The sequence below is a fragment of the Variovorax beijingensis genome (assembly GCF_003951285.1).
GTDB classification, from domain to species: Bacteria; Pseudomonadota; Gammaproteobacteria; order Burkholderiales; family Burkholderiaceae_C; genus Variovorax; species Variovorax beijingensis.
Genome location: NZ_RXFQ01000004.1, coordinates 92000 through 105569, shown reverse-complemented (window position 1 = coordinate 105569; position 13570 = coordinate 92000). Strand labels below are relative to the sequence as shown.

Annotated in this window: 12 protein-coding genes; 5 read left to right on the top strand and 7 right to left on the bottom strand. The window is 67.8% G+C overall.

The window, feature by feature from the left end; genetic code table 11:
- The first annotated feature begins 2 nt into the window (after window positions 1-2).
- The 4 genes from arsB (at window position 3) to EJO66_RS07870 (ending at window position 4045) form a co-directional block, all read left to right on the top strand.
- Window positions 3-1091 carry an ACR3 family arsenite efflux transporter gene (gene arsB, locus EJO66_RS07885; protein ID WP_125964918.1) on the top strand — a complete coding sequence of 363 codons (1089 nt, stop codon included), beginning with the start codon at window positions 3-5 and terminating at the stop codon, window positions 1089-1091.
- A 22-nt stretch (window positions 1092-1113) separates the two neighbouring features.
- A complete protein-coding gene (locus EJO66_RS07880) occupies window positions 1114-2310 on the top strand; it encodes an MFS transporter (protein WP_125964917.1) in 1197 nt (398 codons plus the stop codon).
- Window positions 2311-2419: 109 nt separating this feature from the next.
- Window positions 2420-3208 carry an exodeoxyribonuclease III gene (locus EJO66_RS07875; protein ID WP_125964916.1) on the top strand — a complete coding sequence of 263 codons (789 nt, stop codon included), beginning with the start codon at window positions 2420-2422 and terminating at the stop codon, window positions 3206-3208.
- A gap of 90 nt (window positions 3209-3298) precedes the next feature.
- Window positions 3299-4045, top strand: a complete 747-nt coding sequence (locus EJO66_RS07870) for an EAL domain-containing protein (RefSeq protein ID WP_125964915.1) — start codon at window positions 3299-3301, stop codon at window positions 4043-4045.
- A 9-nt stretch (window positions 4046-4054) separates the two neighbouring features.
- Here the strand turns inward: EJO66_RS07870 and EJO66_RS07865 are convergent, their stop codons facing one another.
- From EJO66_RS07865 to EJO66_RS07850, 4 genes are all read right to left on the bottom strand, one after another.
- Window positions 4055-5989, bottom strand: coding sequence for a GspE/PulE family protein (locus EJO66_RS07865; protein WP_125964914.1), 1935 nt, complete (start codon window positions 5987-5989; stop codon window positions 4055-4057).
- A gap of 109 nt (window positions 5990-6098) precedes the next feature.
- Entirely contained in the window at window positions 6099-9131 is a 3033-nt protein-coding gene (locus EJO66_RS07860) for a sensor domain-containing diguanylate cyclase (protein ID WP_240648537.1), read from the bottom strand.
- 395 nt (window positions 9132-9526) lie between these two features.
- The gene (locus EJO66_RS07855; protein WP_125964912.1) at window positions 9527-10873 is read right to left on the bottom strand and encodes an erythromycin esterase family protein; all 1347 of its coding nucleotides are present in this window, start codon (window positions 10871-10873) and stop codon (window positions 9527-9529) included.
- A gap of 12 nt (window positions 10874-10885) precedes the next feature.
- Window positions 10886-11551, bottom strand: coding sequence for a phosphoribosyltransferase (locus EJO66_RS07850; RefSeq protein WP_125964911.1), 666 nt, complete (start codon window positions 11549-11551; stop codon window positions 10886-10888).
- Window positions 11552-11698: 147 nt separating this feature from the next.
- On the opposite strand from EJO66_RS07850, the gene EJO66_RS07845 reads away from it, so the two are divergent.
- On the top strand, window positions 11699-12052 hold the full coding sequence (locus EJO66_RS07845; RefSeq protein ID WP_125964910.1) for a nuclear transport factor 2 family protein: 354 nt from the start codon (window positions 11699-11701) through the stop codon (window positions 12050-12052).
- A 15-nt stretch (window positions 12053-12067) separates the two neighbouring features.
- Here EJO66_RS07845 and EJO66_RS07840 read toward each other — a convergent pair whose 3' ends face one another.
- Genes EJO66_RS07840 through EJO66_RS07830 form a run of 3 tightly spaced genes read right to left on the bottom strand, consistent with a single transcriptional unit; the run spans window position 12068 to window position 13341 of the window.
- Window positions 12068-12403 carry a hypothetical protein gene (locus EJO66_RS07840; RefSeq protein ID WP_125964909.1) on the bottom strand — a complete coding sequence of 112 codons (336 nt, stop codon included), beginning with the start codon at window positions 12401-12403 and terminating at the stop codon, window positions 12068-12070.
- Window positions 12404-12447: 44 nt separating this feature from the next.
- Window positions 12448-12864 carry an Hsp20/alpha crystallin family protein gene (locus EJO66_RS07835; RefSeq protein ID WP_125964908.1) on the bottom strand — a complete coding sequence of 139 codons (417 nt, stop codon included), beginning with the start codon at window positions 12862-12864 and terminating at the stop codon, window positions 12448-12450.
- Between the two features lie 39 nt (window positions 12865-12903).
- Window positions 12904-13341, bottom strand: coding sequence for an Hsp20/alpha crystallin family protein (locus EJO66_RS07830; RefSeq protein WP_124959411.1), 438 nt, complete (start codon window positions 13339-13341; stop codon window positions 12904-12906).
- Window positions 13342-13570 lie beyond the last annotated feature (229 nt).

Here is a 13570-nt window from a genome sequence, read left to right as displayed (position 1 = left end):
TCATGAGCACCCATACCGCCACCGCCACTGCCGCTGCATCGTCCGCACCGCCGCCCGCCATCGGCTTCTTCGAGCGCTACCTCACGATCTGGGTTGCGCTGTGCATCGTGGTGGGCATTGCGCTGGGCCAGTGGCTGCCGGGCGTGTTCCGCGGCATTGCCTCGCTCGAGGTGGCCAAGGTCAACGTGCCGGTGGGCGTGCTGATCTGGGTGATGATCATCCCGATGCTGCTGAAGATCGACTTCGCGGCGCTCGGGCAGGTGAAGGCGCATTGGCGCGGCATCGGCGTCACGCTCTTCATCAACTGGGCCGTGAAGCCGTTCTCGATGGCGCTGCTGGGCTGGATCTTCATCCGCCACGTGTTCGCGCCGCTGCTTCCGCCCACGCAGCTCGACAGCTACATCGCGGGCCTGATCCTGCTGGCTGCCGCGCCCTGCACGGCGATGGTGTTCGTGTGGAGCCAGCTGTGCAAGGGCGACCCGTACTTCACGCTGTCGCAGGTGGCGCTCAACGACGCGATCATGGTGGTGGCCTTCGCGCCGGTGGTCGCGCTCCTGCTCGGGCTGTCGTCGATCACGGTGCCGTGGGACACGCTGCTGACCTCGGTGGGCCTGTACATCGTGGTGCCGGTGGTCATTGCGCAGCTGCTGCGCAAGCACTTGCTCAAGAAGGGCGCGGCCCACTTCCAGGCGGTGGCGGCGCGGCTCGGGCCCTGGTCGATCTCGGCGCTGCTGCTCACGCTGGTGCTGCTGTTCGCGTTCCAGGGCGAAGCCATCATCCGGCAGCCGCTGGTGATCGCACTGCTGGCGGTGCCGATCCTGATCCAGGTGTTCCTGAACTCGGGGCTGGCCTATGTGCTCAACCGCAGGTTGGGCGTGGCGCACTGCGTGGCCGGCCCGTCGGCACTGATCGGCGCGAGCAATTTCTTCGAGCTTGCAGTGGCCACGGCGATCAGCCTGTTCGGCTTCCAGTCGGGCGCCGCGCTGGCCACGGTGGTGGGGGTGCTGATCGAGGTGCCGGTGATGCTGCTGGTGGTCGCGGTGGTCAACCGGTCGCAGGGCTGGTATGAAAAAGGCGTGAGGGCGGACTGACCGGCGCCGAGGCCGCCACGGCATGGCCCCCGCATCGCGCCGGGCGCTGACGGTGTCGGTGCTCGGAACCGCACAGACGCTCTCCTGGGCTTCGTCGTACTACCTGCCTGCCATGCTGGCCGCGCCCATCGCGCGCGACCTCGGCGCGCCGTCGTTCATCGTGTTTGCCGCGTTCTCGCTGGCGCTCGTGGTGTCGGCCGCGCTGGGGCCCTTTGCCGGCAAGGCGATCGACCGGTTCGGCGGTCGGCCCGTGCTGATGGGCAGCAACCTCGTCTTTGCCGCGGGCCTGCTGGCACTGTCGCAAGCCGGAAGCGTTCCATGGCTGATGGCCGCGTGGGTGCTGATCGGCATGGCGATGGGCAGCGGGCTTTACGAGGCGGCTTTTGCCACGGTGGTGCGCATTCATGGCGCCGACTCGCGCGGTGCCATCACGGGCATCACCCTGTTCGCGGGATTTGCCAGCACGGTGGGCTGGCCGCTGACGGCGTTCCTCGAATCGCATTACGGCTGGCGCGGCGCATGCATGGCCTGGGCGGGCCTGCACCTGGTGCTGGGGCTGCCGCTGAACGCCATCGTTCCGAGGGTGCGGGAGGCCGCGGCGCAGCAGCTTCCCAAGACCAAAAAAGCCGCCGCGACTGCACCGGGTGGTGGGCCCCGGCCGCGGCGAACGGAATTCCTGCTGGCCTATGTCTTTGCCGTCGGCTGGTTCATCAGCACGGCGATGGCGGCGCATCTGCCGAGCCTGCTGCATGCGAGCGGGGTGTCGGTGATGGCCGCGGTTTCCATTGCCGCGCTGGTGGGACCGGCGCAGGTGGCGGGCCGCCTGCTGGAGTTCGGTTTTCTCAGGCGCGCACCGGCGCTGCTGTCGGCGCGGATCGCCGCGCTGGCGCATCCGCTGGGAGTGGCTGCGCTGCTGGTGTTCGGCGCGCCGGCGGCCGTGGTTTTTGCCGTGCTGCATGGCACCGGGAACGGCATCCTCACGATCGCGGTCGGGACTTTGCCCTTGCTGCTGTTCGGCCCCCAGGGCTATGGCGGGCGGCAGGGCCTGCTGATGGTGCCCGCGCGGCTCTTGCAGGCCGGTGCGCCGTTCCTCTTCGGCCTGCTCGTGCAGGGCTGGGGCGCGCGCGCGCTGTGGGCTTCGGCCTTCCTCGGGCTCACGGCCCTGGGCGCGCTGATGTGCATCCCGGAGCCGGGCGCACCTCGAAGCGACCGCCGCTGAAGCCTTCCGGGCGGTTCGCGGCTTCTCGCGGGGGGCGTGTTCTCCGACATGGCCGGGGCGGCTTTCGGGCCATGATCCGATGCATCCGCTTGTGTTCGACGCAGCGTCCATGAAGATCGCGACCTTCAACGTCAATGGCATCAACAGCCGGCTTGCGCTTGTGCTGTCATGGCTGGCCGAGGCCCGCCCGGACGTGGCCTGCCTGCAGGAGCTGAAATCCCCGGACCCGAATTTTCCCGCCGCGGCGATCCGGGACGCGGGCTACGGCGTGCTGTTCCACGGCCAGCGCGCATGGAACGGCGTGGCCATTCTTGCGCGAGGAAGGGAACCGATCGAAACCGGCCGCGGGCTCGACGGCAACTCCGAAGACACCCAGAGCCGCTATCTCGAAGCCGTGGTGGGCGGCGTGATCGTCGGCTGCCTGTACCTGCCCAACGGCAATCCGCAGCCCGGCCCCAAGTTCGACTACAAGCTCGAATGGTTCGAGCGGCTCAACGCCCATGCGCGCCTTCTCTGCGGCTGCGGCATGCCGGCGGTGCTGGCCGGCGACTTCAACGTGGTGCCCACCGATGCGGACATCTACAACCCGGCTTCATGGCAGGACGATGCGCTGCTGCAGCCGGAAAGCCGCGCGGCCTTCGCCCGCCTGCTGAAGCAAGGATGGACCGACGCGATCCGTGCGCGCCATCCGCGCGAGGCGATCTACACCTATTGGGATTACTGGCGCAACCGCTGGCCGCGCAATGCCGGCCTGCGCATCGACCACCTGCTGCTCAACCGGGAGCTCGCATCCTTGCTGGCCGATGCGAACGTGGACCGCGAAGTGCGCGGGCGGCCCGGAGCGAGCGACCACGCGCCGGTCTGGGCCGAACTCGGCTTCGACCTGCCTGCGGGCTGATCATGGCGAGGCTGTCGATGAAACGATTACATTTGAATACTTCTTGGTGCAGTTCGACGACTTGATCCCTTTCCCGCGAGATCCACTCCAGTGACCATCGGAACAATGGCGGATGCCTGCTTTCCCGGCTTCGATGACGGGTTCGTCATGGCCTTCCAGCCGATCGTGGATTTCCAGCGGCGCGAAGTGTTCGCGCACGAAGCCCTGGTGCGCGGCACCTCGGGAGAGGGCGCCTTCGAGGTGCTCTCGCGCGTGAACCCGCGGCACCGCTTCGCGTTCCACGAGGCCTGCCGCGTGAAAGCCATCGAGACCGCTTCGGCGCTGGGCATGGAAACGCGGCTGAGCCTCAACATCCTGCCCAACGACGTGGCGGGGCGGCAGGACCAGTGCTTCCATACCGCCATGGTGGCCGCGCAGCGCTGCAATTTTCCGGTGGACCACCTGATGTTCGAGATCACCGAAGGCGAACGCGTGGCGGACCTGCCCGCGCTGGCGGCGGTGTTCCGTACCTACAAGGACTACGGCTTCACCTCCGCCATCGACGACTTCGGCGCCGCCTATGCGGGCTTCGAGCTGCTGGCGGGCTTTCAGCCCGACGTGGTGAAGATCGACATGGGCCTGGTGCGCAACATCCACAACGACGCGGTCCGGCTCAGCATCGTGAAGGGCTTCGTGGGCACCTGCAGCGAACTCGGCATCCGGGTGGTGGCGGAAGGCGTCGAGACTTCGCAAGAGGTTCACGCGCTGCGGGCGCTGGGCGTGGACCTGTTCCAGGGCTACCTGTTCGCCAGGCCCGGCATCGCGATGCTGCCGGCCGTGGCGTGGGACGCCGCCTGAGGCGCCAGCTCAGGCGTTGCTGGTTGCGCGGACTTCCTCGATGGTGGTCTGCCCGGCCAGGACCTTGCCGATGCCGTCCTGGCGCAGCGTGCGCATGCCCTCGCGCAGCGCGGCTTCCTGCAGTTCCTCGGCGCGCGCGCCGCCCTGCACCAGGCGGCGCAGCGTCCTGGAGATCACCATCAGCTCGTGGATGCCGACGCGCCCGCTGAAGCCGGTGTTGTCGCAGTGCAGGCATCCGGTGCTCGAAAAGGCCTGGAGCTGGCCGTCGCGGCCGTGCTGGCCGAGCCAGGTGTTGTGCACGGCTTCGCGTTCGGCCGGCGTCTCCTGTCCCGCGAACGCGTGCATGTAGTCGGCCAGCAGCTCCTCGATCTCCTCGGGACGCATCGGGCGGCTCTGGAGGCAGTGGCTGCACAGGCGCCGCACCAGCCGCTGGGCCAGCACCGCGAGCAGCGAGTCCGCGAAGTTGAAGGGGTCCATGCCCATGTCCAGCAGCCGCGTCACGGTTTCGGGCGCGCTGTTGGTGTGCAGCGTGGAAAGCACCAGATGGCCCGTGAGTGAGGCCTCGATGGCGGTGCGGGCCGTTTCCTCGTCGCGGATCTCGCCGACCATGATCACGTCGGGATCGGCGCGCACGAAGGCGCGCAGCGCCTTGGCAAAGGTCCAGTCGATGCGCGGATTCACCTGCACCTGGCGCAGGCCGGGCTGGGTGATCTCGATCGGGTCTTCGGCCGTCCAGATCTTTCGCTCGGGCGTGTTGATGTGCATCAGGGCCGAATGCAGCGTGGTGGTCTTGCCCGACCCCGTGGGCCCGACGCACAGCACCATGCCGTAGGGCCGCTCCACGGCCTTGGTGAGTTCCGAGAGATTGCGCGGCGACAGCCCGAGCTTGTCCAGCGCAATCGGCTTGGCCGAGGCCAGGATGCGCATCACCACGTCTTCGAGCCCGTTGGCGGTGGGAATGGTGGCCACGCGCAGCTCGATGCGGTGCTGCGGCGAGTACTTGGCGAAATTGATCTTGCCGTCCTGGGGCTTGCGCTTTTCGCTGATGTCCAGGTCGCACATGATCTTCACGCGCGCGACCACCGCGTTGCGGTAGCTGGCCGGCAGCTCCAGGTGGGTGTGCAGCCGCCCGTCGCGGCGAAACCGGATGCGGGTCTTTTCCTTGCCCGGATAGCTCTCGATGTGGATGTCCGACACGCCTTCGCGGTGCGCGTCCACGATCATGCTGTTGATCATCCGCACCAGCGAGTTGTCCGACTGCTCGATGGCCGTCTCCTCGACGGCGGGAGCGGGACGCTCCTTCTCGAGCGTGACCAGCAGGTCGCTGGTGCCCAGGCTGGTACCGGTGCCGGGGCCGGGGCTGCTGCCGGGGCCCGCGCCGCCCATGTCGAAGTCCAGCGGCCGCGAGGGATCGTGCACGATGGTCGGGTCGGCCGAGTCGGTGCCGATCTTGCCGTAGGCCTTGTAGAGCACGGTGTCCAGCACCAGGCATTCGCCGATCACCGGCACCACCTTCTTCTGCGAGATGAACTCCACTTCGTCGATGGCCGCATGGCGGCTGGCCGGGTCGTCCAGCGCAAGGATGAGACGCCCCTCGTGGATCATGAGCGGCATCACCTGCAGGCGGCGGGCCACGCCATGGCTGATGGTGCGCAGGGCGTCCACGGCGACCGGGAACTCGTGCAGGTTCACGAGCGGATAGCCCATCTTGCGCACCAGCGCCGCCTGCAGCTGGGCCCGCGTCACCACGCCCATGCGAACCAGGGTCTCGCCCAGCGGCACGCTGCGGTCCAGCTGCTGCTGCTCAAGGCCGGCGCGCAGTTGTTCTTCTGTGAGCATGCCCAGCGCCATCAGGGCCTGGCCGATGCGCAGGATGGGCATGCGGCTTTGGACTTCCAGTGCGTGCAGCAGTTGCTCGGGCGTGACGACTTCGGTGGGGGACATGAAATGGTTTCTCCTGTGAAAGGGATTCTGAGGCCGCCAGGGCGGGCTTGTCAGCAGGAATGCGCCCCCCGCCACCTGCAAGGGCGATGCGCAACCACTACCAAAGTTCTCAATCAGAAAAACCGAAGGTGTTGCGTCCCGCGGCCTTTGCGCGATAGAGCGCGGCATCGGCGCGCGCCAGCAGGTCGGCGGCGCCGGCCGAGGCGTCCGCGGCCTGGTGGAAGGCGATGCCGATGCTGGTCGTGACGTTCAGGCTGCGGCCGTCCAGTTCGAAGGGGACGGTGCCCACCCGCTCGACGATCTTTCGCGCGATGGCCACGGCGGCTTCCCGCGTGTGCACGTTCTCCAGCACGACCACGAACTCGTCGCCCGCCAGGCGCGCCACGGTGTCGGTGCCTCGCACGCTGGCCAGCAGGCGCTGCGCATATTCCACCAGCACGGCGTCGCCGGTCGCGTGGCCGAGCGTGTCGTTGATGGTCTTGAAGTAGTCGATGTCGAGAAACAGCACCGCCAGCGCGTTGCCCGAACGCTGCGCGCGGGCAATGGCGCCCGGCAGGTACTCGTTGAAGGCGAGCCGGTTCGCAAGGCCGGTGAGCGTGTCGACCCGCGCCAGGTCGCTCAGCTTGCGCTCCACCGCCTTCAATGCGCTGATGTCCAGGCTCAGCGAGAAGATGCCGCGCGTGGCGCCGTCGGGGCCGATGTCGGGCACGTAGCTCACGCGGGTGGTGCGGTCGACACCCTTGGTCCTGGTCTGCGCCTCGAACTCCACGCGCTCGCCCGCCAGCGCACGCGCGATCATGGCCTTGCGCGAGAGATACAGCTCGGGGCCCGCGACGTCGCCGACATGGCGGCCCAGGATCTCGGCCGGCTCCACGCCGAGCCATTCGCGGTAGGTGGCATTGGCAAAGGTGATCTTCTCTTCGCGGTCGATGTAGGTGATGAGGGCCGGCAGGTTGTCGGTGATGGTGCGCAGGCGCCTTTCGCTCTCGGCCTGCCGCAGTTCCGCGCGCTTGAGCGCGGTGATGTTGAAAGTCATGAGATAGAAACCGACGAGCCCGCCCTGCGGGGCCATGTCGGCAACCAGGTTGACCTGGAAAAAGCCATCCTTCCCGTGCAGCGGCGCCTGCACCGGAAAGCGCACCGACTTGCCCTCGCGCACCAGCGGAAGATAGGGCCGGATCTGCCGGTGCACTGTCCTGCCCAGCGCCGAGCGCAGGGTGACGCGGTCGAGCGGGCCGCTGCCCAGGCCCGCCATCTGCCGCGCGCGGCTGTTGGCGAAGAGGCAGTTCTCGCTGCTGTCGAAATAGCCCACCAGCGCGGGGATGCTGTCGGTCACGTCGCGCAGCCGCTTCTCCTGCTCGGTCAGGGCCTTGCGTATGTTCACCTCGTCGGTGATGTCGAAGGTCATGGCGAACACGCCCTGCACCACGCCGTTCGCGTCCCGGTCGGGAATGTAGTGGGCCTTGAAGGTGCGCTCGCCGATGCCCAGCGCCGGATCGCCGGATTTCTCGACGACCACCGTCTCGCCGGCCAGCGCGCGCTCGTAGGCCTGCACCACGATCGCAAAATCCGACGGACCGCGAACCTCCGGCATCGATTGCCCCACCATGGCGCGGTCCTTGTGCAGTGCCCTCACCTGGGCATTGACGAAGGTGTATCTCAGCGAGGAATCGACGTGCGAGACCAGGGCAGGGATGTTGTCCGCAATGACGCGAACCTGCGCTTCGCTGTGGGCCAGGCTGAATTCGATGCGCTTGCGCTCGGTCACGTCGGAGGTCATGGCGTAGTAGCCGCGGACCTGCCCGGCCTGGTCGCGGTCGGGGATGAGTTCGGTCTGGAAGTAGCGGTCTTCCTCGCCGCGCTTCGCTTCGCCCCGGCTTTCGAAGCTGACGGCCTCGCCGGCCAGCACGCGCCGCACTGCGGCGTCCACCGTCTCGTCTTCGCCGATGTTCTGCGCCGTTCGCCCGATCAGCTGCGCCGCGCCGCGGTCGAGCTTCCTGCACAGCGGGGCGTTCACGAAGGTATAGCGGCCCTGCGCATCCACATGCGACACCAGCGCGGGAAGGTTGTCGGTGATGTCGCGCAGGAACTTCTCGCTCGACTTGCGCTGCTGCATCAGCGTGTCGAAGGTTTGCGCAAGATCGCCGATCTCGTCGCGCCTGTAGGTGCGCGGCACGGCCGTTTGCAGGGCCGGGTTGTCCGCGTCCAGCATGTGCCGGTGCAGATGCGTGAGCGGCCTGAGCTGCTGCCGCACGAGGCCCAGCGCCGCGGCACCCGCAAGCATTGCGAGCACCACCGTGCCGATCCATGCCGAACGCTCGATGGCGTCGACGCGGGCGAATGCCTCCGCGCTCGGATACATGGACCCCAGCACCCAGTTCGTCTGCTGGATGCGCTTGAAGGCATACAGGCCGTGCACGCCGGCATGGTTGAGGCCTTCGGCCGCGCCTTCGTAGCCTTCCAGCGGCCGCTCGATCTCGGGATTGCCGACGCCCTTCAGGCCCGTCTGGTTGATGATGCGCTCGGTGCGCGGATGGTCGATCACCACGCCGTCCGTGCTGGTGATGAACAGATAGCCGGTTTCGCCGAATCTCACGTCGGTGAGCTCGCCCAGGAGGTTGCGGTCCTTCAGGTTGATGGCGCCCGAGATCACGAACTTCAGGTTGCCTGCGGGGTCCAGCACCGGCTCGGTCATGGCGATCTGCGCCAGGCCGCTGAGCCGGTTGAGATAGGGTTCGGAGATCACGCCGACCCGGGATGAGAGCGTTTGCTGGAAGTACGGCCGGTCCTTGATGTTCACCCGCCCCGGCTGCTGCGCACCGCTCAGGCTCGCGATCAGGTCGCCCTCGGGCGTGAAGAACGCCACGTTGCTGAAGGCCTGGCGCAGCGACGGATGCCTTTCGAGGAAGGCCTGCAGCGCCGGCGCGTCGGGGAAGTCGTTCGATCCCAGGCTGTCGGCAAAGGTCTCCAGCAGGGTGCGGCGGCTGACGAACTTCTGGTCCACTGTGTTCGCGATGGCCGACAGGCGTGCGAATGCTTCGCTTTCGATCGAGGCCTTCATGCTGGTCTTGACCAGCTGCAGGGCAACCGTGGCAATGGCGAGCGTGGCGGCCAGGACCACCGCGGCAACGCCGAGGCCCACGCGTGTGTTCAGGCTGATGCGGATATTCCGAAGACCGGGCAATTTCATTGGCATGGACGTGCATCGCGATGAGATCCGCGCTGCGCCTGCACGTAGTGTGTCAGAAGCGAGGGACGGCCGCCTCGCGCAATCCCCCATGCACCGCCGGCCAACGGCGCACTCTCGCATTTCCCCGCGCTTGAGAAGATGATCGAGCGGGCCGACGCGGAACCACCGGTGGCCGTGGGGCTCCAGCAGCATGCAGTGCTTTCCCTTCGAGTTGGCGCGGCTTGCGATCCGCCGCGCACGCCCATGCAGTGGAGCCGGGCACATGCGGCCGGCATGAGCAGCTCGATGCCGGCGCCGACGTGCTGGCTTCCACCCACGCGGACCGGACCGGCGCCGCGGCCGCGCGGCTACTGGCCCGAGGGATAGGTCTCTGGAACTTCCGCGTCCATGGCTGCCGCATCGCGTTCCAGCGGCTCGACCGAGGCGCTGCTGTCGAAATGCAGCAGCGCATCGAACTGCACCGGCAGCCGCGCGAAGAAATAGTGGCTCTGCCGCTCGGTCTCGGGCCGGTAGATGACGCCGATCGCGCGTTCGAGCCGCGGCTCCCGCAGCGCGAAGAAGTGGCTTCCCTCGCCGCGCAGCGGCAGCATGAAGCGATCGAGACCGGTCTCGTGCATGAGGCCCTCGTAGCTGTCCTCGCGCGAGGGAAGCACCTGCTTGCGTTCGGCGGCCGCGCCCCAGTCGGAGGCCGCCATCACCGTGCCGGCGTGCGTGGTGAAGCCCACCAGCACCGCATCGCGGCCCTGGCGTTCGCGCACCAGCTGGCCGACGTTGAGTTCCCTGCGGCGCTCGCCCATCTCGGTGGCGCGCGCATCGCCCAGGTGCGAGTTGTGCGCCCACACCACGATCTTCGGACGTTCGCTCGCGCGCCACAGGTGGCGCTCGATCTCGCCCAGCGTCTCCACCATGTGCCGGTCGCGCTGGTTCCAGGAGGACACGTCGCTCAGGTACATCGAACGGTAGTAGGCCTCGGCGTTCTTGATCAGGCGTGCGTTCTGCTCGGCGTTGAAGGCCTCTTCCTCGCTGGCCGCGCTGCCGCTGCGCCATGCGTCGCCGGCGGCGCGGCGCATCTCGACCAGCATCTCGACCACTTCCCGCTGGCAGGAGGGTGTGTTGCCAAGGCCGGCCATCAGGCCGTAGACCTGCCCGCCATCGCTGAAGCGGTCGAAGCATCCGTAGCGCTCGCGGGCGCTGCGCGCCGCCACGGGATCGGTGCGGTCGAAGTAGTCGAGCACGGCTTCGATGGAGGCATGCAGGCTGTAGAGGTCCAGCCCGTAGAAGCCGGTCTTGCCCTGCGGCGGGCCCGCATCGTTGAAGGCGCGCTGCCATTCGATAAAACTTGCGACGTCCTCGTTGCGCCACATCCAGGTCGGAAAGCGCCGGAAGCCTGCGAGTGCATCGCGCGCGTTGGCGTCGTCGCCGGCGCCCCTCACATAGCGGTTGACGCGGTAGGCGTCGGGCCAGTCGCCTTCGATGGCCACCGCGTGGAAGCCTTTCTCGGCCAGCAGGCGCCGCGTGATGTCGGCGCGTGCCGCATAGAACTCGTGCGTGCCGTGCGAAGCCTCGCCGAGCAGCACGTAGTGCGCGTCGCCGATCAGCTCGAGCAGCGCGTCGTGGTCGCTGGAAGATCCATCCATCGGATGCGCCACTGCACGCAGCGCCTCTGCCTCGTCCGAAATGCGCGATGGCTTCATCGTCCACGGTCCTCAGGCAGGAAGCGCGCCATGATGGTTGGCGTCTTCGATCAGGTGGCAGACTTCCTCGTCGCTGGTCTGCGAGAAGTCCAGGTACCAGCGCCCCACGCCGAGGAAGGGCTCCGGCGTCTCGGCGCAGACCACGTCGTCCGCTGCGCCGAGCAGCAGCGCGCAGGCTTCGCGCGATCCCACGGGCGCTGCAACCACCACGCGGGCTGGCGCCTGCCGGCGCACCGCGCGAACGGCCACGCGCATGGTCGAGCCGGTCGCAAGCCCGTCGTCCACCAGGATGGCGGTGCGGCCATGCAGATCGGGCGCGGGCCGGTCGCCGCGGTAGGCGCGTTCGCGCCGTTCGAGTTCGTACTGCTCGCTGCGCACGACTTCGTCGACCTCCTTCGCGCCGATGCCGAGCTCTCGCACAAGGTCTTCATCCAGCACCCGCTCGCCGCCGCCTGCGATGGCGCCCATCGCGTACTCCTCGTGTCCCGGCACGCCGAGCTTGCGCACCACGAGCACGTCCAGCGGCGCATGCAAAGCCTTGGCCACTTCGCAGGCCACCGGCGTCCCGCCGCGCGGCAGGGCCAGCACGACGACGTCCGGCTTGTGCGCATAGGCGGCGAGCCTGTGAGCGAGCACGCGGCCAGCCTGCTGCCGGTTCCTGAAAAACTCGAATGCCATTTCCCGGATGTCCTTGCGGCCACCTTATTTTTGCCGGCGCATGGATGTTGTAGGGCGATGCCCACATTGGCGTAGGCGTGCACTGCCACCGGGGCGTGCGGCATCGCCATAGAGTGGAACGCATCTGGAGACGCAGTGGAGCCGCCGATGCAGGAGAAAGAACTCTGGGAACTCGAACGTACCTTCTGGGTGGATGGCGAGCCTGCCTATGCGCAGGGCCTTGCGCCCGAGTCGCTGATGGTCTTTGTGCCGCCGGTGGGTGTGCTGGACCGCGCGCGCACCCTCGAGGCGATCCGCAACGCGCCGCGCTGGAAACACGTGGTGTTCGCCGCCGAGCGCGCAATCTCCGCCGGACCGCATGCGGCCGCACTGGTGTACGAGGCCACCGCCGAGCGCGACGACGGATCGGCGCCCTACAGGGCGCAATGCAGCTCGGCCTATGTGCGCATCGGCGGGCAGTGGCGGCTGGCTTTGCATCAGCAGACGCCCCTGGCGAGATGAATACCCGCCTCGCCCTCAGGTGCCGGCCCGCAGCCCACCCCGCCCGTGCCGCTCCGCTTCCCGCCACGCATTCACAATCAGCTCGCGCGCCTTCGGGTGCTCGGGGTCGGTGACCACCCATTCGGGGTAGGCGTGCGGAAGGCTGGCTGCGGTCGCGCGGATCGCGTCGAATTCGATGGGGGAGAGCGGCGCGGCGGTGGCGCGGTGGGCCAGGGTCTTGCGCAGGCCCGCCTTCCATGCGTCCGGCAGGTGATCGACGGCGGGCAGGAGTGCCAGCGCGATGTGCGCGGCGCGCGGGCTCAGGGCCGCGGCGTCGGCGCGCAGCCGCGCCAGGCACTCGGTGCCGCTCATCTTCCTTCCATCGCCTGCGTCGCATGGCATGCTGCGCCCCTCGCTCAGGCTGCCTGGATCTCGATGCGCCGCGGCTGCGCGTGTTCGGCCTTGGGAATGCGCAGCTTCAGCACGCCCTGCGAAAGCTCGGCCGAGATGGCGTTGGTGTCGAGCTCCTTGCTGAGCGTGAAGACGCGGCGGAACCGGCCCAGGCTCACCTCCGTGTGGCTCGATTCCAGCCCCTCGGGCACGGAAAGTCCCGACTCGGCCTCGATGGTCAGCGTGTCGGATGCGACCTGCAGGCTGAGCTTGTCGCGCGAGACACCCGGCAGGTCGGCAAAGAGCGTGATGCCGCCGCTGTCCTCGACCACGTCGACCGGCGGAGTGAGCGCCGCGTCGCTGTAGCGCGTGCTGTCGTCCTTGCGCGCGATCTCCTTCGATCCGGCCGCGCGAGGCGAAGTGGTGGTGGTGTTGCGGTCCATGATCGTCTCTCCTTTCTTCAATTCATCGTTGCATCATCGTCACTGAACAGCAATGCGCCGCGGCTGCGACGAAGCGCGGCGCTGCACGCTGATGTGCAGCACGCCGTCGCGGTACTTGGCGGTCACGGCGTCCGGGTCGGCATCGTCGGGCAGGGTGAGCACGCGCCGGAACGAGCCCTCGAAGCGCTCGTTGATGTGCACGGCCGCCTTGGTGTCGGACCCGGGCAGGTTGTTGGCGCGCTGGCCGGCAATGGTGAGCAGGCCGCGCTCCAGGTTCACCTCGAGGCTGGACGGGTCGACACCGGGCGCGAATGCGTAGATCTCCACGGTCTGCGGCGTGCCGCCGATGTTCAGGGCCGGAAAGCCGTTGCGGCCGAAGCCCCGGATGGTCGGAGACAGATCGAAGGCCTGCTGCATCTCGCGCTGCAGGCGATCCATCTCTGCAAACATGTCGCGCGGAAACAGGGATCGGTACATGGCGAAAACCTCCATTCAAAGAACGAACAACAGGTTGAACGGTGCGCCGCAGGCGTGCGCCTCCAGCGCTTCCGATCAGCGAAATAGGCGCTGGCGGCTGGTTTTCAAGAGGGGATATCCGAGGGCGCTAACCTGATTGCCCAGGCGCTATGAAGGCCGATGCCGCAATTGAAAAAAACTAGAGTCGAGGCCTCTTGAACGCGCGCCGCGCGGACCTACATCGTTCCTC

Coding starts and splice junctions, on each gene's coding strand:
- arsB (WP_125964918.1), top strand. CDS start 3: ATGAGCACCCATACCGCCACCGCCACTGCCGCTGCATCGTCCGCACCG.
- EJO66_RS07845 (WP_125964910.1), top strand. CDS start 11,699: ATGCAGGAGAAAGAACTCTGGGAACTCGAACGTACCTTCTGGGTGGAT.
- EJO66_RS07880 (WP_125964917.1), top strand. CDS start 1,114: ATGGCCCCCGCATCGCGCCGGGCGCTGACGGTGTCGGTGCTCGGAACC.
- EJO66_RS07850 (WP_125964911.1), bottom strand. CDS start 11,551: ATGGCATTCGAGTTTTTCAGGAACCGGCAGCAGGCTGGCCGCGTGCTC.
- EJO66_RS07840 (WP_125964909.1), bottom strand. CDS start 12,403: ATGAGCGGCACCGAGTGCCTGGCGCGGCTGCGCGCCGACGCCGCGGCC.
- EJO66_RS07875 (WP_125964916.1), top strand. CDS start 2,420: ATGAAGATCGCGACCTTCAACGTCAATGGCATCAACAGCCGGCTTGCG.
- EJO66_RS07835 (WP_125964908.1), bottom strand. CDS start 12,864: ATGGACCGCAACACCACCACCACTTCGCCTCGCGCGGCCGGATCGAAG.
- EJO66_RS07855 (WP_125964912.1), bottom strand. CDS start 10,873: ATGAAGCCATCGCGCATTTCGGACGAGGCAGAGGCGCTGCGTGCAGTG.
- EJO66_RS07830 (WP_124959411.1), bottom strand. CDS start 13,341: ATGTACCGATCCCTGTTTCCGCGCGACATGTTTGCAGAGATGGATCGC.
- EJO66_RS07865 (WP_125964914.1), bottom strand. CDS start 5,989: ATGTCCCCCACCGAAGTCGTCACGCCCGAGCAACTGCTGCACGCACTG.